Origin of the sequence: Pantoea sp. 1.19 (assembly GCF_001922585.1) — a bacterium.
Lineage (GTDB): Bacteria > Pseudomonadota > Gammaproteobacteria > Enterobacterales > Enterobacteriaceae > 1-19.
In genome coordinates this window covers 183497-200342 of the sequence record NZ_MRBS01000006.1, presented here as the reverse complement: position 1 = coordinate 200342, position 16846 = coordinate 183497, and the positions used below count along the sequence as shown (strand labels likewise).

Here is a 16846-nt window from a genome sequence, read left to right as displayed (position 1 = left end):
AATGAGTAACTTACTGGATCGCCTGCGCTATTTCAGACAAAAGGGCGACCGCTTCTCGGCGGGGCACGGCCAGACGCTGGACAGGAATCGCGACTGGGAGAACGGCTATCGTCAGCGCTGGCAGTTCGACAAAATGGTGCGATCCACCCACGGCGTCAACTGTACCGGCTCCTGCAGCTGGAAGATCTACGTGAAAAATGGCCTGGTGACCTGGGAAACCCAGCAAACCGACTATCCGCGCACGCGCGCGGACCTTCCTAATCACGAACCGCGCGGATGCCCACGCGGCGCCAGCTACTCCTGGTATCTCTACAGTGCGAACCGGCTCAAATACCCGCTGGTCAGACAGCAGCTGATCGCGCTGTGGCGCGAGGCGCTGGCGCAACATGCCGATCCGGTGGAAGCCTGGGGCGCATTGGTCAGCGATCCCGCGCGGGCGAAGGGTTACAAAAGCCAGCGTGGACGAGGCGGCTTTGTGCGCGCCAGCTGGCAGGAGGTCAATCAGCTGATTGCGGCCGCCAATGTCTGGACGGTGAAACACTGCGGGCCAGATCGCGTGGTGGGCTTCTCGCCGATCCCGGCGATGTCGATGGTTTCTTATGCCGCCGGCAGCCGCTATCTCTCTCTGCTCGGCGGCACCAGCCTCAGTTTCTACGACTGGTACTGCGATCTCCCGCCGGCGTCGCCGATGACCTGGGGGGAGCAGACTGATGTTCCGGAGTCCGCCGACTGGTATAACGCCGGCTACCTGATTGCCTGGGGCTCCAACGTGCCGCAAACCCGGACCCCGGATGCGCACTTCTTTACGGAGGTGCGCTATAAGGGAACGAAAACCGTTGCGATCACCCCGGATTATTCAGAAGTCGCCAAGCTGTGCGATCAGTGGCTGGCGCCGAAGCAGGGCACCGACAGCGCGCTGGCCATGGCGATGGGGCACGTGATCCTGAAAGAGTTTCACGTGGATAACCCCAGCGACTATTTCCTGAACTACTGTCGCCGCTACACCGATATGCCGATGCTGGTGTTGCTGGAGCCGGACGATGCGGGAAGCTATGTTCCCGGCCGGCAGCTGCGCGCGGCCGATCTGCAAGAGGGACTGGGCGAACACAATAATCCCGAATGGAAAACCGTGGCGCTTGACGCCGGAGGACGGCTGGTGGTGCCCAACGGTTCGATCGGTTTTCGCTGGGGAGAGAAGGGGAAATGGAACCTGGAGGCGCGCGCCGGCGACGATGACACTACGCTCATGCTCAGCCTGCTGGAACAGCATGATGAGCAGGTCGCGGTGAGTTTTCCTTACTTTGGCGGTCAGGAACGCGCGCATTTTCGCCACGTCGCCCAGTCACCGGTTATTCGGCACACGCTGCCGGTGAAGCGGCTGACGCTGGCGGACGGCAGCGACGCCCGGGTGGCCAGCGTCTACGATCTGCTGCTGGCTCATTATGGCGTGGAGCGCGGGCTGAACGATGCGCAGTGCGCTTCCGACTACGATTGCGTGACGGCCTACACTCCGGCCTGGGCGGAGCAGATCTGCGGCGTGCCGCGCCAGCAGATTGTACAAATTGCGCGGGAATTCGCCGCAACGGCGCATAAAACCCACGGTCGTGCGATGATCATTCTCGGTGCCGGATTAAATCACTGGTACCACATGGACATGAACTACCGTGGGTTGATCAACATGCTGGTATTTTGCGGCTGTCCGGGACAAAGCGGTGGCGGCTGGGCGCACTACGTCGGCCAGGAAAAACTGCGTCCGCAAACCGGCTGGCTGCCGCTGGCCTTTGCGCTGGACTGGCAGCGGCCGCCGCGCCAGATGAACAGCACCTCTTTCTTTTACAACCACGCCAGCCAGTGGCGCTACGAACAGCTGACGGTAAAAGAGCTGCTGTCACCGCTGGCCGATCCGCAGCAGTTTCACGGCCATCTGATCGATTTTAACGTGCGTGCTGAACGCATGGGCTGGCTGCCCTCATCGCCGCAGCTGGATGTGAATCCGCTGGAGATTGCGGCCAGAGCGCGGCAGGCCGGCGTAACGCCGGTGGATTATACCGTCGCGGCCCTGCAGTCCGGCGAGATCCGCTTCGCCAGCGAGCGCCCGGACGGCGGCAACCACCACCCGCGCAATCTGTTTGTCTGGCGCTCCAATCTGCTTGGGTCGTCCGGAAAGGGGCACGAGTATCTCCTGCGCTATCTGCTGGGGGCGGAGAGCGGTATCTGCGGAGAGGAGCAGCTGGCAGAGGGGCAAGTGCGCCCCGAAGAGGTGGAGTGGCGGGACGCCGCCATTGAGGGCAAACTCGATCTGCTGGTGACGCTGGATTTTCGCATGTCCACCACCTGCCTCTACGCCGACGTGGTGTTGCCCACCGCCACCTGGTACGAGAAAGACGATCTCAATACCTCCGATATGCATCCCTTTATCCATCCGCTGTCTGCGGCGGTCGATCCCGGCTGGGAATCGCGCAGTGACTGGGAGATCTACAAAGGATTGGCGGCATCTTTCTCGGCGCTCTGCCCACCGCACCTGGGTGAAGAGACCGACGTCGTGCTGCAGCCGATGCAGCATGACTCCCCCGGTGAGCTGGCGCAAGGGGGAGCGATTCAAGACTGGAAGCGCGGGGAGTGTCCGCTGATTCCGGGGAAAACCGCGCCGACGATCGTGGCGGTAACCCGGAATTATCCGGCGCTGTACGAGCGTTTTACCGCACTGGGGCCGCTGCTGGAAAGCCTTGGCAATGGCGGTAAGGGGATCCACTGGAATACCGACAGCGAAGTCGCGCTGCTGCGCCAGCTTAACCGGGTGAAAACGGCGGGCGACGCGGCGGGACAGCCCTGTATCAGCAGCGCAATCGACGCGGCGGAAGCAATTCTGACGCTGGCGCCGGAAACCAACGGCCAGGTCGCGGTTAAGGCCTGGGCAGCGCTGGGGGCGTTTACCGGTCGCGATCATCGCCACCTCGCGCTGCCGAAAGCGGATGAAAAGATTCGCTTTCGCGATCTGCAGGCGCAGCCGCGCAAAATTATCTCCAGCCCAACCTGGTCCGGTCTGGAGGATGAACATGTCTCCTACAGTGCCAGCTATACCAACGTGCACGAGCTGATCCCATGGCGCACCCTTTCCGGACGGCAGCAGCTGTATCAGGATCACCCCTGGATGCGGGCCTTTGGTGAAAGCCTGGTGGTTTATCGTCCTCCGGTCGATACCCGCAGTATCGCCCGGCTGGCGCACATTCCGTCGAATGGCTTTCCCGAAAAGGCGCTCAATTTCCTGACGCCTCATCAGAAATGGGGTATCCACTCCACCTACAGCGAGAATCTGCTGATGTTGACGCTGTCGCGCGGCGGGCCGATTGTCTGGCTGAGTGAGGATGATGCCCGCGAACTGGGGATTGCCGATAACGACTGGATTGAAGCGTTCAATGTCAACGGCGCGCTGACCGCGCGGGCGGTGGTCAGCCAGCGGATACCGGCCGGCATGACCATGATGTACCACGCTCAGGAGCGGCTGGTCAACATTCCCGGATCGGAAGTCACCGGTCAGCGCGGTGGGATCCACAATTCGGTGACCCGCGCCTGTCCCAAACCGACCCATATGATCGGCGGCTATGCGCAGCTGGCCTATGGCTTTAATTACTACGGCACCGTGGGATCGAATCGCGATGAGTTCGTGATGGTGCGCAAAATGAAGCGCGTGGACTGGCTGGATGACGAAGGCCGGGATCGGGTTCAGGAGGCGGCGCAATGAAGATCCGTTCACAGATTGGTATGGTATTGAACCTGGATAAATGTATCGGGTGTCACACCTGTTCCATCACCTGTAAAAACGTCTGGACCAGCCGTGAGGGCACAGAATACGCCTGGTTCAATAACGTTGAAACCAAACCCGGTATCGGCTACCCCCGAGCCTGGGAGGATCAGCAAAAATGGCAGGGCGGCTGGATCCGCAAGATCAACGGTCAGCTGGTCCCGCGGCTCGGTAACAAAGTGGGCGTGCTGAAGAAAATTTTTGCCAACCCGCAGCTGCCGGGTCTCGACGACTACTACGAACCCTTTACCCTCGATTATCAGCATCTGCATCAGGCCGGCGTCAGCCAGCATCAGCCGATTGCGCGCCCGCGCTCGCTGATAAGCGGGCAGCGCATGGATAAGATCGAGGGCGGTCCCAACTGGGAGGAGCTGCTGGGCGGCGAGTTTGCCGGCCGCGCGGAGGATCCCAATTTTGCGCGAATGCAGAAGGCCATTTACGGCCAGTTTGAGCAGACCTTCATGCTCTACCTGCCGCGACTGTGTGAACACTGCCTGAATCCCAGCTGCGTGGCTACCTGTCCCAGCGGGGCGATCTATAAGCGGGAAGAAGATGGGATCGTGCTGATCGACCAGGATAAGTGCCGCGGCTGGCGGCTGTGCGTCAGCGGCTGCCCCTACAAAAAAATCTACTTTAACTGGAAAAGCGGCAAGTCCGAAAAATGCATTTTCTGCTATCCGCGCATTGAGTCGGGGATGCCCACCGTCTGCTCGGAAACCTGCGTCGGACGCATCCGCTATCTGGGCGTGCTGCTGTATGACGCCGATAAAATTCTGTCGGCCGCCAGCAGCGAGCAGGAGACCGATCTCTATTCTCAGCAGTGCGACGTGTTTCTCAATCCCCATGATCCCGAGGTGATCGCCGAAGCGCTGCGGCAGGGGCTGGCGCAAAACGTGATTGACGCGGCGCAGGCCTCTCCGGTGTGGAAGCTGGCGATGGAGTGGCAGCTGGCGCTGCCGCTGCACCCGGAGTACCGCACCCTGCCCATGGTATGGTATGTGCCGCCGCTGTCGCCTGTGCAGTCACTGGCCGATGCCGGCGCGCTGCCGCAGAGGGAGGACAGCGTACTGCCGGCGGTTGAGAACCTGCGTATTCCGCTGCAATATCTGGCGAATTTGCTCGCTGCCGGAGACACCGCACCGGTGTTGCGCGCGCTGAAGCGTCTGATGGCGATGCGCCACTACAAGCGCGCCGAATCGGTGGAGGGGATAACCGATCTGCGGGCGCTGGAGGAGGTTGGACTCAGCGCCGCGCAGGCCGCGGAGATGTACCGCTATCTGGCCATCGCCAATTACGAAGATCGCTTTGTGGTTCCCTCCAGCCATCGCGAGCTGGCGCGGGATGCCTTTGGCGAAAGTCACGGCTGTGGCTTCAGCTTCGGTGATGGCTGCCAGGGCAGCGACAGCCGCTTCAATCTGTTTAATAGTCGGCGGATTGACGCCATTGACGTCGGGCAAGCCTCCCCGCGGGGAGGGCGCTGATGACCTTGTTAAAAGTGATTGCGCTGCTGCTGGACTATCCCGACGAGGCGCTGTGGCCGGCTCTGCCTGAGCTGGAACGGCGCATCCGGGAGAGCGATCCGGCGCTGCTGCCGTTTCTGAGTCGCTATTTTGCCTCCCCGCCGCTGGATAAACAGGCGGAGTGGTGCGGGCTGTTCGAACGCGGCAGCGCCACCTCGCTGTTGCTGTTTGAACACGTACATGGCGAGTCCCGCGATCGCGGTCAGGCGATGGTGGATCTGCTGGCGCAGTATCAGCGCGCCGGGCTGCAGCTCAGTCGCCGGGAGCTGCCGGACTATCTGCCGCTGTATCTGGAGTATCTCAGCCTGCAGCCAGAGACGGTGGCCCGCGAGGGCGTGCGGGATATCGCGCCGATCCTGGCGCTGATTGGTGGGCGCCTGCGGCTGCGCGACAGTGATTTCAGCCAGCTGATGGATGCGCTGCTGCGGTGTGCCGACAGCCCGCTGCGCAGCGCCAGCCTGGCGGCGCGTCTGACCGGCGAAGCGCGCGACGACACCCCGGCGGCGATGGACGCTATCTGGCAGGAAGAGCAGGTGAAATTTGGTGAAGATCCGCGCCGCTGTGACCACGAAATGCAGCAGCATCAGCAGCGTTTTCGTCAGCAGGCGGGCGCGGAGTATCTGGACCTGTCTGGTGGAGAATCAACATGATGGCCTACTGCACCACCTTCTTTTTTGACATCTATCCCTACGTCTGCGGCACGGTGTTCCTGTTGGGCAGCTGGCTACGCTACGACTACGGACAATACAGCTGGCGGGCTGGCTCCAGCCAGATGCTGGCGCCGCAGGGAATGCGGCTGGCGTCTAATCTGTTTCATATCGGAATCATCGGTATCCTATTCGGACACCTGTTTGGGTTGCTCACCCCGCACTGGGTCTATGCCGCGGTACTGCCGATCGACGTGAAGCAGAAGCTGGCGATCGGTGCCGGCGGGGTGTTTGGCATTATGACGCTGGTGGGGGGGGCGCTGCTGCTGAAGCGTCGCCTGTACCAGCCGCGGGTACGCGCTACGTCGACCCATGCCGACATCATGATTCTGGGGCTGCTGCTGGCGCAGTGTTTGCTCGGGCTAATCAGCATTGGTTTTTCGCTGCACCATCTGGATGGTCACGAAATGATGAAGCTGGCGGGTTGGGCGCAGGCGGTTGTGACCTTTCAGGGGCATGCTTCGGCGTACCTTGAGGGCGTCGATGGCATCTACCGGGCGCATCTCGTGCTGGGGATGACGCTGTTCTTGCTGTTCCCTTTTACCCGGTTAGTGCACGTCTGGAGCGCGCCGTTCACGTACCTGACCCGCCGCTATCAGCTGGTCCGATCGCGCCGGTAAGCGAGGCGGATCCAGCGGCGGCGGACGGTCGGATGCCGGGCTACACCGGCGTCTGCTCCAACGATTCGGCACCTGAAAGTGAGACGATCGGGATGAAATATTGCATTCAAGATATATCTTGGATATATTTTCATAACTGAGAATGTTTCCCATTTCGTCATCAGGAGCCAGCATGTCATCTCATCAGCTTCCCCAGCGCGTGCGCCACGCGCTGCGTTTCCGGCAGTTACAGGTTGAAAGTAAAATCCGCGTCGCCGACAGCTTCTGGCGCATTGTCTTCACCAGCGATGGGCTGCAGGGGTTCCAGTCCGCCGGTTTTGACGATCATATCAAGCTGTTTTTCCCGCCAACCGCCGGCGGCGCGCCGGCGTTACCGACGGTCGGGGATGACGGTATCCACTGGCCCGATGGCGTGCAGCCAGCATCGCGTGATTACACGCCGCTGGCCTTTGACGGCGAGCGTCGCCTGACCCTCGATTTCTACATTCATCAGGACGGCCTTGCCAGCGACTGGGCGACGCAGGCGCGGCCGGGCGATACGCTGATCGCCGGCGGACCGCGCGGTTCGCTGGTGATTCCAGAAGACTACGCGTTCCAGCTGTACGTATGTGACGAGAGCGGCCTGCCCGCGCTGCGGCGCAGGCTGGCCACCCAACGCGCTCAGCAGGTCCACCTGTATGCCTTTGTTGACGCGGACGTGGGGGAGAGCTACCTCCCCGCGACGGCGGGCCTCACTGTACACTGGCTGGGGCACGATGCGCAGCAGCCGGGCAAGGTCGACAGGCTGCTCGACGCGCTGGCGGCGCTGCCGCTGCCGGAAGATAATTACTACATCTGGTTAACCGGTGAGGGTGGAGTGGTGAAACGCCTGAGCGATCACTTCCTGCAGCAGCGCCAGTGCGATCCGCGCGTGGTGCGGGCGGTGGCCTACTGGCATCAGAAGTAAGCCAGCCGGGGCGGTTGTATTTTGCCGGATGGGCCTCTACCATCGCCCCTTTGTCCTTCACGGATGTGCTATGAAGCAGAGTGATGAGGCGCGCAGCGCCTGCGCCAGTCAGCGCCGCAAGCGGCGCGAAAAAATGCTCGATGCCGGTGATCTACGCCTGCTGATACTGGATTTCCTCCAGGCCGGTCCGGCGCACGGCTACGAGCTGATTAAAGCCATCGAAACGCTGTCGCAGGGGGAATACAGCCCCAGCCCCGGCATGATCTACCCGAACCTGACGCTGCTGGAGGAGATGGGGTATATCAGCGTGGTGGATCCGCTGGCCGCCCGCAAGGCCTGCCAGCTGGAGGCGGAAGGGCGCCAGTGGCTGGCCCGCCATCCGGTCGAGCTGCGCGCGGTGCGCGAACGGCTGGGGTCGCTGGCCATCCTCGCCGGCAACCGCAGCCGGCCGGAGATGGATCGCGCAGTACAGAATTTACGCGCCGCGCTGCACGCCCGGCTGGCGCAGCCTGACCTGTCGCGTGAGGTCCTGCACGCCCTGATTGATGTGCTGGATGAGGCGGCAAAAAAAATCGAACGCGCCTGAGTGCGGTGCGGCGCTGAATAGCCTGATGTGTCTAACTCCCTCCCCACCTGCCTGCTATAACTCCGGAAGCTGAGCAGGATTTCTCCTGCCCTTGTCGCGGTGCAGCCCACGCGCTTTCTGGCTGCCGCACGTTCGCAGGGCTCAGCGATCCCCGCCTGCCGCAGAGCCGCCAACGCTGGCGCGCTGCGCCCGCAGGCATGTCTCACGATGCCCGTCGCGGCGGCGATGCGGCAAAGGAAAAGTGAATATGAGCAAACAGCCTCCCCCGCAGCCCGCATCCCGGCGGCGCTTTTTACAGCGTACCCTGTCACTCATTCCGCTGGCGGCGCTGGGCAGCCGTGCCTTGCCCACCAGCGCACAGGCCAGCGAGCCGGTCGCAGAAGCGGTCAGCGATGGCTATCTCCCGCAGTTTTTTAATGATGAAGAGTGGCGGTTTGTTCTTGCCGCGACCGATCGCCTGATTCCCGCCGATGCGCTGGGGCCGGGCGCGGTAAGCGAGGGCGTGCCGGAATTTATTGACCGACAAATGGAGCTGCCGTATGGCTACGGTCAGCTGTGGTATATGCAGCCACCGTTTGCCACCGCGGTGCCGGAACTGGGCTATCAGTCGTCACTGGTGCCGCGGGAGTGCTGGCGGCGGGGTATTCGCGCCGTCAACGGCTGGTGCCAGACGCAGTTTGGCCAGCCGTTTGCCGATCTCAGTCAGGCGCAGCAGGAGCAGGTGCTGACGCAGCTGGAGCGGGATGATCTGACCTTTGCCGGGCTGCCGGGCGCGCTATTTTTTACCCAAATGCTGGAAAACACCCGCGAAGGCTGGCTGGCGGATCCGCTGCACGGCGGCAATCGTACGCTGGCCTCGTGGCGGCTGATCGGCTTTCCCGGCGCGCGCGCCGACTATCAACAGGTAATGGATAATCCCGGCCAACCCTATCCACTGGGGCCGGTCAGCATCTCAGGGAAGAGGAGCGCATAATATGGCACGTACGCAACCGCCGGTGGATATTCTGATCGTCGGCTTTGGCTGGACCGGATCGCTGATGGCGATGGAGCTGGCCGGGACCGGCCTGAAGATACTGGCGCTGGAGCGCGGTGAAGCCCGCGACACCTACCCGGATTTTGCCTATCCGCGCAATACCGATGAGCTGACATACGGTATCCGGCTCAGGCTGTTTCAAAATCCGGCCCAGGAGACCGTGACCGTCCGCCACACGTCGCGTCAAACGGCGATGCCATACCGCCGCTTTGGCTCTTTTTTACCGGGCAACGGCGTCGGTGGCGCCGGAGTTCACTGGAACGGCATGCTGTGGCGTCCGCTGGAGGCCGATATCAAGCTGCGCAGTACTGTGATATCGCGCTACGGTGCCGGCGTGATTCCGCCGGAGATGCAGTTACAGGATTACCCATTTACCTATGAGGAAATGGAACCGTTCTTCGATAAATTTGAAAAAATCTGCGGCACAGCGGGGCAGGCCGGGAACCTGAACGGCGAGAAGATTGCCGGCGGCAACCCGTTTGAAGCCCCGCGCAAAAATCCCTATCCGACGCGTCCGCTGAAGACCCAGTTAGCCGGTCAGCTGTTTAGCGCGGCGGCCAGTGAGCTGGGCTATCATCCGTTTCCGATCCCCTCTGCTAACTGCTCCGAGCCCTATAAAAATCCTTACGGTGTGCAGCTGGGGGTATGTAATTACTGCGGGTTCTGCGAACGCTATGGCTGTTTCAATGCCGCTAAGGCCTCACCGCAAAGCGCGGTGCTGCCGGCGCTGCGGCGTTACGCCAACGTTGAGCTCCGTACGCGAGCGCACGTGCTGCGGGTAAATACCGACGCCAGCGGCACGCGGGCCACCGGCGTGACCTACGTCGATGCTGACGGGCAGGAGATTGAGCAGCCGGCGTCGCTGGTTATCCTCAGCGCGTTTCAACTGCACAACGTGCGTTTGCTGCTGCTGTCAAACATTGGTCAGCCGTGGGATCCGGTTAGCGGTGAGGGGGTGGTGGGACGTAATTATGCCTACCAGATGAACGGCGGTATTAAGCTGTTTTTCAACGCCGATCGCACCTTTAATCCGTTTGCCGCCAGCGGGACGACCGGCATCTTTATCGATGATTTCAATGCCGAAAACTTCGATCACAGCGGTCTGGGGTTTATCGGCGGCTCAACGATTTCAGCGACCCTCAGCGGCGGCAGGCCAATCCAGCAGATGAGCCTGCCGCACGATGCGCCCGCGTGGGGCAGCGGCTGGAAACAAGCGCTACGCCAGCATTACCTGCACACCATGAACATCGGAGCCTCCGGATCGGTGATGCCCTATCGCCACTGCTATCTCGATCTCGATCCTACCTATCAGGACGCATGGGGACAGCCGCTGCTGCGCATGACGTTTGACTGGCAGCCCAATGAACTGGCCATGACCCATTTTATCGGACAAAAAGCGGAGGCGATTGCCAAAGCGATCGGGCCGGCGCGCTACGAAAGGGGGTTTATGGCGGCCGGGGCGCATTACGATGTCCGCCCCTATCAGTCCACTCACACTACCGGCGGCGCCGTGATGGGGGATAATCCGCGTACCAGCGTGGTCAATAAGTATCTGCAGAGCTGGGACGTTCACAATCTGTTTGTGCTGGGGGCCTGCTGCTTTCCGCAGAATCTGGCCTACAACCCGACCGGCATCGTCGGCGCGACGGCGCTGTTTGCCGCCGACGCCATCCGCACCCGCTATCTGAAGCAACCCGGACCGTTGGTTCAGGCCTGACAGGGAGAGCACGTCATGAAAATATGGAGACCCATTGCCGGACTGCTGCTGCTGCTGCTGGCGCAGCAGGCGGTGGCAGATCAGCAGCAGCTGGCGCGCGGGGAGTATCTGGCGCGCGTTGCCGACTGCGCAGCATGCCATACGGCCCCTGGAGGGCAACCCTTTGCCGGAGGCTTAAAAATGCGCTCGCCGATCGGCAATATCTGGTCCAGCAATATTACGCCGGACGCTCACAGCGGGATTGGGGCATACCGTTACGAAGACTTTGCCCGTGCGCTGCGCGAGGGGATTGCCCGCGACGGGCGCCATCTCTATCCGGCGATGCCCTACACCGCTTTCACCAAAATCGACGATGCGGATATGCGCGCGCTCTACGCGTATATCCAGCAGCGTGTCGCGCCGGTCAGCCAGGCGAACCGGCCGACGGATATTCCCTGGCCGCTGAACATGCGCTGGCCGCTGACCATCTGGAATGCCCTGTTCCACGAAGAGGGACGCTACCGACCGGACACCACGCGCACGGCGCAGTGGAATCGCGGCGCCTACCTGGTGCAGGGGCTGGCGCATTGCGGTACCTGCCACACGCCGCGCGGCATAGCGCTACAGGAGAAAGCCCTCGATCAGCGCGGCAGCGGCTGGCTGACCGGCGGCACGCTGGAGGGCTGGCACGCCCCGGACTTAACCGCCAGCCCGCGCGCCGGGCTGGGGCGCTGGTCTGCCGCGGAGATTGCCCGCTTTCTGGCCAGTGGTCACACCGGTCACAGCAGCGCGTTTGGGTCAATGGTGGCGGTGGTGGAGCAAAGTACACAGCATCTGACCGGGGCGGATCGCGCGGCGATAGCCAACTATCTGGCTTCTCTGCCGGCCGCCGATCCGCGCCGCGCCGCGGAAGAAGATCCGGGTACGACCGCCGCGCTGATCAAGGGTGACCTCCGGCAGCAGGGGGCTCAGGAGTATGTCGATAACTGCGCCGCCTGCCACCGCCTCAATGGGAAGGGGTGGCGGGATACTTTTCCGGCGCTGGCGCAGAATCCGGCACTGCTGAGTGACGATCCCTCATCGGTTATCAGCATCGTGCTGAAAGGAGGGCGAACGCCGATCACCGCCCGGGCGGTAACCGGGCTGACCATGCCGGATTTTGGCTGGCGACTCAGTAACCAGCAGGTGGCTGACGTGGTGACGTTTATTCGCCACGGCTGGGGAAATGAGGCGCCCGCGGTCAGCGCCGATCAGGTAGACGCGCTACGCAACGCGAAGTAGCGCCGCGCGGGGCCGCCCCATGGCCTCGCCGCACTCAGCGGAAATAGATATCGCCGGAGATGGCCTGCACCACTTTGCCTTCGCTTTCGGTTAACTGAATATAGTTGCCGTTCAGGTACGCCCAGTGTGCTCCGGACTGCGGAGCCGGCAGATGGCGTTTTTGCCAGTCGGTAATCTGGTACTGTTTTTCCAGAAAATGAGTGGGCAGGACATCGCCCACCTGATAGGGCTGATACTCAATAAAAAACTGTTTAATCTCATAGGTTTGTGCATTATCCGGCTTTTGTGATGCCGGGTGCGGAACGTTGTTATCTTCGGCATAGCTCAAACCGGCGCTGCAGGCCGCGAGCAGCACGATAGCCGGCAAAATGCGTTGATGCGTCTTCATTCTGACTCCTTATTACGCCGCGATCGGAAAACAGACTCTGATAAACAGGAGACAATACCTTAAACGGAAATGCACAGGTTGCCTGCAAAATGAGTGTAACTGTTTATAGGCAGCACCGGAGACATGAGTCGGCAGCGAGGGCGGGACGGGGTCCGCGTCGCGGCGACAAAGAGGGGGAGGGGGATAATGGCGGTATCGGCGCGCAGAAAAGCAAAAACCCCCGCCGAAGCGAGGGTTGCAAATTGTGGTGCCCGAACCCGGAATCGAACCAGGGACACGGGGATTTTCAATCCCCTGCTCTACCAACTGAGCTATTCGGGCAACGGGGCGCATTAAACCGTAAAGCCGCTGAAGCGTCAACGGGTTTTTTGCAAAACCTCCGCAAATATCGCCCGTTTGGCTGCTTTTCAGTCAGTCCGGAGGCGTTCTTAACCCAGCGCACCGTTTTTGCGACACAGCGCGAGGGTCAGTAAATCTTCCGCCAGCATACGGGCGGTTTCGATGTCCTGCGGATGCCGCTTGACCAGCAGGCGGCTCAGGCATCCTTCCATAATCAGCTCCATCTGCCCGGCGACCAGTGCGGGATTGTCCACCTCCAGCTCGCTAAGCAGATCGTGCGTGTGCTGCCATGAGGCCTGTTTCTGTCGTTCGGCCAGACAATGTACCGGATGGCCGGGGTCAGGATAGAAGCTGCAGGCGGCGATAAATAAGCAGCCCGGATAGCGCTGGTTGCTGACGTATTCGCTGAGCGTGTCAAAGCGACGCAGGAGCTTTTGCTGCGCCGACAAACTCGTATCGTGCAGCAGCTGGTGGCGCCAGGCGTCGATCTGTTCGCCGTGATAGCGCAGCGCATCGTAAAGCAAGGCTTCGCGATCGGGCCAGAAGCGGCGCAGATCGGTGGCGCTGCAGGAGGTATCGCCAGCCATCATCTCCAGCGAGATCTCCGGCGACAGCCCGTGCAGCTCCAGTACGCCCAGAGCATGTTCAAGTACCTGTTCACGTTGCACTTTCTTCTCCTTCTGAGGGTGTCAGATCCCGCCACACCATCGTAAAAACAGCTAACAGTGTTGCTTACCTGAGCACTTTCTGCAAATGGCGTTGAAACTGTTCGGCGTCCATAAAGCCGGCGACCCGCGCATGCGGGATCTCCTGACCGTGGGCATCAAAAAACAGCAGGGTAGGCAGGCCCGGTACCCCCAGCTGGCGCAGCAGCGCGCTGTCGGCCGCGCTGTTGGCGGTAACGTCGGCCTGCAGCCGCTGTACGTTGCCGAGTGCCGCCTGCACGCCGGGATCGCTGAAGGTGTATTTTTCAAACGCTTTGCAGGCGACACACCAGTCGGCATAGAGATCCAGCATGGTCACACGCCCCGCGGACTGCTGCAGCGCCTCACGTAGCCCATCGCTGTCGCTGATGCGCGTAAAGTTGAGGGACGCGGCGGCCGGCTGGGCCGCGGGGGCGCCAAATGCCCACTCCTGCAGCGGTTTGGCCGCCACGATGGCCGCCAGCAGGCAGGCCATCTGCACAATACGGACCAGACCGCGGCGACCGGGAAGCAGACGAATAAATGCCCAGATAAAAAAGCTCGCCGCCAGCAGGCTCCAAAGCCGCATGCCCCAGAGATCGCCGACGATGCGCTCCAGCAAAAAGACCGGCAGAGCGAGAATAACGAAGCCAAAGCCCTCTTTGACCGTCTGCATCCACGGGCCGCTTTTGGGCAGCAGTTTATGCCCAAATAGCGTCACCAGAATCAGCGGCAGACCCATGCCCAGCGCATAAAGATACAGCGTACCGGCGCCCGCGGCCAGATTGCCGCTCTGCGCGATATACAGCAGAATGGCACTGAGCGGCGCGGTGGTGCAGGGCGAGCAAATCAGTCCGGCCAGCGCGCCCATCAGAAATACTCCCGGCAGCGAGCCGCCCTGCTGACGGTTGCTCCACAGCGTCAGGCGGGTTTGCAATCCGGCCGGCAGCTGCAGGGTAAACAGCCCAAACATGGAGAGCGCCAGCAGGACGAAAAGTACGGAAAGCGCAATGAGCACCGCCGGCGCCTGTAGCGCCGCCTGAAAACGCAGGCCAGCGGCAGCCACGATCAGCCCCATCAGGGTGTAGCTCAGCGCCATCCCCTGCACGTAGACCATTGCCAGCGTAAACAGTCGTACCGCTCCATAGCGCCGGTTGCCGCCCAGAATGAGGCTGGAGATCAGCGGATACATTGGTAGCACGCAGGGGGTGAAGGCAACGCCGATTCCGATCAGCAGCGCCCACAGCGGTGAGAAAGGCAGGGGCGCTGCCGACCCGGCTTCAGCAGGAGCGGGCGGGTTAGTCACCGCCGGCGATGCCGGAGGCGCGCTGAGTGCGCTAAGCGGCACCTCCCGCGTCTCCGGCGGATAGCAAAAACCCGCCGCCGCGCAGCCCTGCCAGGTGACCGTGAGCGTTGCGTCGGGCTGCGCGGCGGTGAGGGTCAGCGGCACCGTCAGCGCGTCGCGCCAGATGTCGCTTTGACCAAAAAACTCGTCGTTGTGCGGTTCGCCGGCAGGCAGGGTATAGGGCGCGAGGGTTGCGCCCTTTACCGACAGCTTTAGCTGCTGCCGATAGAGGTAATACCCCGGCTTAATTTGCCAGCTCAGCGTGAGCTGCTGCTGCCGTTGGCTGAAATCAAAAGCAAACGCCTGGCTGGCGGGTATGAACTGGCCGGACGCTGGGGGGGAAAACAGCGAGGCCTGCGCACCGCTGGCCAACAGCATCAGCAGCCCGAACAGCAGAGAAAGAAGGCGCGTCGTCATTGATCATTACTCTCCATGTGGCGCCAGCGCCGGCAGGCGTGTGAACGCGGGCGGGGCGGCGTGGATTGGGCGCGTGATTTTTGCACGGCGAGGGCGGTGGTGAAAGCCCGGCGTCGCCGACAGGTGTTACAAAATGACATTGCCAAGGACAAAACCAAACAGTACCGACAGTACGATCGCTAACACGCCGGGAATTAAAAAGGGGTGGTTAAACACGTAGCGGCCAATGCGGGTAGAGCCGGTATCGTCCATCTCTACGGCGGCCAGCAGCGTCGGGTAGGTTGGCAGTACAAACAGCGCAGACACCGCGGCAAAAGAGGCCACGGCGGTCACCGGCGACACGCCCAGCATCAGCGCCGCGGGCAGCAGCGCTTTGGCGGTGGCCGCCTGCGAATAGAGCAGGGTCGATGCAAAAAACAGAATGATCGCCAGCATCCACGGGAAATCGCTGAGCCACTGCCCGGCCACTCCCTGGATATCGCTCAGGTGGGCTTTCACAAAGGTATCGCCCAGCCAGGCGACGCCCATAACGCAGATACAGGCGCTCATTCCGGATTTAAACGTACCGGCCGAGAGAATGTCACCGGTATCGATGCGACAGGTCAGGCAGATCAGCGTGGCAACGGTCAGCATAAACACCACGATGGCGTCATTGCGCGGCAGAACCGGGTGGCTTAGCAGCCCAACCGCATCGCTGATGGCGGTGGCGTAGAGCACCACGGCGACGATACCGAGTAAAAACAGCAGGACGGCACGCCTGGCGCCGGGCTTGCCGGTGAAGACGCTGGCGCCGCGCAGGGTCACTTCGCCGCGCGCCAGTCGAGCCTGACAAATGGGATCATCCTTCAGCTCTTTGCCGAGGAAGTTAGTGATCAGCGCCGCAATAAAAATCGCGGCCATGGTAGCCGGGATGGCCACGGCCAGCAGGGCAAGATAGCTGACGCCGCGCGGCTCCAGCAGGGCGGCAAGAAAGACTACCGCCGCCGAAATGGGCGAAGCGGTAATGGCAATTTGCGACGCGACGACCGCGATCGACAGCGGTCGTGAGGGGCGAATGCCCTGCTCTTTTGCGACTTCGGCGATCACCGGCAGGGTCGAGAACGCCGTGTGACCCGTTCCGGCCAGCAGGGTCATCGTGTACGTGACCAGCGGAGCCAGCAGCGTAATATAGCGGGGATGGCGGCGCAGCAGGCGCTCGGCAAGGCTGACCAGATAGTCCATGCCGCCGGCTACCTGCATCGCGGCAATGGCCGCGATCACCGCCATGATAATTTCAATCACGTCAAAGGGGATCGCGCCCGGTGCTAAACCACATCCCAGCGTCAGCACGCCCACGCCGAGTCCTCCGGCAAAACCAATACCGATGCCGCCCAGTCGCGCACCCAGATAAATTGCCAGCAGGACGATCGCCAGCTCAACCACCACCATATTCAGGCTCCCAAAAAAGAGACACACAAAAAAGGCACGTCGTTCAGGGAACTGA

The 16846-nt window shown here is 61.8% G+C and carries 13 protein-coding genes and 1 tRNA gene; 9 read left to right on the top strand and 5 right to left on the bottom strand.

Annotated features, from left to right (window positions below; genetic code table 11):
- Position 1 precedes the first annotated feature (1 nt).
- From BS626_RS12785 to BS626_RS12745, 9 genes are all read left to right on the top strand, one after another.
- Positions 2 to 3742: a nitrate reductase subunit alpha gene (locus BS626_RS12785; protein WP_075182784.1), complete on the top strand. Its 3741-nt coding sequence runs from the start codon at positions 2 to 4 to the stop codon at positions 3740 to 3742.
- Positions 3739 to 5283 carry a nitrate reductase subunit beta gene (gene narH, locus BS626_RS12780; protein WP_075182783.1) on the top strand — a complete coding sequence of 515 codons (1545 nt, stop codon included), beginning with the start codon at positions 3739 to 3741 and terminating at the stop codon, positions 5281 to 5283. Before BS626_RS12785 ends, narH begins: the two co-directional genes overlap by 4 nt.
- A complete protein-coding gene (narJ, locus tag BS626_RS12775; RefSeq protein WP_075182782.1) occupies positions 5283 to 5972 on the top strand; it encodes a nitrate reductase molybdenum cofactor assembly chaperone in 690 nt (229 codons plus the stop codon). Before narH ends, narJ begins: the two co-directional genes overlap by 1 nt.
- The gene (narI, locus tag BS626_RS12770; RefSeq protein WP_075182819.1) at positions 5972 to 6649 is read left to right on the top strand and encodes a respiratory nitrate reductase subunit gamma; all 678 of its coding nucleotides are present in this window, start codon (positions 5972 to 5974) and stop codon (positions 6647 to 6649) included. Before narJ ends, narI begins: the two co-directional genes overlap by 1 nt.
- 172 nt (positions 6650 to 6821) lie before the next feature.
- Positions 6822 to 7595, top strand: coding sequence for a siderophore-interacting protein (locus tag BS626_RS12765; protein ID WP_139308830.1), 774 nt, complete (start codon positions 6822 to 6824; stop codon positions 7593 to 7595).
- Between the two features lie 70 nt (positions 7596 to 7665).
- Complete coding sequence (locus tag BS626_RS12760; protein WP_075182780.1) at positions 7666 to 8181, top strand: PadR family transcriptional regulator; 516 nt, start codon at positions 7666 to 7668, stop codon at positions 8179 to 8181.
- A 247-nt stretch (positions 8182 to 8428) separates the two neighbouring features.
- Positions 8429 to 9154: a gluconate 2-dehydrogenase subunit 3 family protein gene (locus BS626_RS12755; RefSeq protein ID WP_075182779.1), complete on the top strand. Its 726-nt coding sequence runs from the start codon at positions 8429 to 8431 to the stop codon at positions 9152 to 9154.
- Position 9155: 1 nt separating this feature from the next.
- Positions 9156 to 10931: a GMC family oxidoreductase gene (locus BS626_RS12750; protein ID WP_075182778.1), complete on the top strand. Its 1776-nt coding sequence runs from the start codon at positions 9156 to 9158 to the stop codon at positions 10929 to 10931.
- 15 nt (positions 10932 to 10946) lie between these two features.
- A complete protein-coding gene (locus tag BS626_RS12745; RefSeq protein ID WP_075182777.1) occupies positions 10947 to 12191 on the top strand; it encodes a cytochrome c in 1245 nt (414 codons plus the stop codon).
- 34 nt (positions 12192 to 12225) lie between these two features.
- On the opposite strand, the gene BS626_RS12740 is transcribed toward BS626_RS12745, so the two are convergent.
- The 5 genes from BS626_RS12740 to BS626_RS12720 form a co-directional block, all read right to left on the bottom strand.
- The gene (locus tag BS626_RS12740) at positions 12226 to 12579 is read right to left on the bottom strand and encodes an RcnB family protein (RefSeq protein WP_075182776.1); all 354 of its coding nucleotides are present in this window, start codon (positions 12577 to 12579) and stop codon (positions 12226 to 12228) included.
- A gap of 245 nt (positions 12580 to 12824) precedes the next feature.
- Positions 12825 to 12900 (bottom strand) — tRNA-Phe (locus BS626_RS12735).
- 107 nt (positions 12901 to 13007) lie between these two features.
- Positions 13008 to 13586, bottom strand: coding sequence for a transcriptional regulator (locus BS626_RS12730; protein WP_075182775.1), 579 nt, complete (start codon positions 13584 to 13586; stop codon positions 13008 to 13010).
- Between the two features lie 64 nt (positions 13587 to 13650).
- The gene (locus BS626_RS12725) at positions 13651 to 15363 is read right to left on the bottom strand and encodes a protein-disulfide reductase DsbD (protein WP_075182774.1); all 1713 of its coding nucleotides are present in this window, start codon (positions 15361 to 15363) and stop codon (positions 13651 to 13653) included.
- A 126-nt stretch (positions 15364 to 15489) separates the two neighbouring features.
- Positions 15490 to 16791: an anaerobic C4-dicarboxylate transporter gene (locus tag BS626_RS12720; protein WP_075182818.1), complete on the bottom strand. Its 1302-nt coding sequence runs from the start codon at positions 16789 to 16791 to the stop codon at positions 15490 to 15492.
- Positions 16792 to 16846: the final 55 nt, after the last annotated feature.

What these genes read in the sequence shown, in the direction of transcription:
- BS626_RS12785 (WP_075182784.1), top strand. Translation starts at nt 2, where the DNA reads ATGAGTAACTTACTGGATCGCCTGCGCTATTTCAGACAAAAGGGCGAC.
- narH (WP_075182783.1), top strand. Translation starts at nt 3,739, where the DNA reads ATGAAGATCCGTTCACAGATTGGTATGGTATTGAACCTGGATAAATGT.
- narJ (WP_075182782.1), top strand. Translation starts at nt 5,283, where the DNA reads ATGACCTTGTTAAAAGTGATTGCGCTGCTGCTGGACTATCCCGACGAG.
- narI (WP_075182819.1), top strand. Translation starts at nt 5,972, where the DNA reads ATGGCCTACTGCACCACCTTCTTTTTTGACATCTATCCCTACGTCTGC.
- BS626_RS12765 (WP_139308830.1), top strand. Translation starts at nt 6,822, where the DNA reads ATGTCATCTCATCAGCTTCCCCAGCGCGTGCGCCACGCGCTGCGTTTC.
- BS626_RS12760 (WP_075182780.1), top strand. Translation starts at nt 7,666, where the DNA reads ATGAAGCAGAGTGATGAGGCGCGCAGCGCCTGCGCCAGTCAGCGCCGC.
- BS626_RS12755 (WP_075182779.1), top strand. Translation starts at nt 8,429, where the DNA reads ATGAGCAAACAGCCTCCCCCGCAGCCCGCATCCCGGCGGCGCTTTTTA.
- BS626_RS12750 (WP_075182778.1), top strand. Translation starts at nt 9,156, where the DNA reads ATGGCACGTACGCAACCGCCGGTGGATATTCTGATCGTCGGCTTTGGC.
- BS626_RS12745 (WP_075182777.1), top strand. Translation starts at nt 10,947, where the DNA reads ATGAAAATATGGAGACCCATTGCCGGACTGCTGCTGCTGCTGCTGGCG.
- BS626_RS12740 (WP_075182776.1), bottom strand. Translation starts at nt 12,579, where the DNA reads ATGAAGACGCATCAACGCATTTTGCCGGCTATCGTGCTGCTCGCGGCC.
- BS626_RS12725 (WP_075182774.1), bottom strand. Translation starts at nt 15,363, where the DNA reads ATGACGACGCGCCTTCTTTCTCTGCTGTTCGGGCTGCTGATGCTGTTG.
- BS626_RS12720 (WP_075182818.1), bottom strand. Translation starts at nt 16,791, where the DNA reads ATGGTGGTGGTTGAGCTGGCGATCGTCCTGCTGGCAATTTATCTGGGT.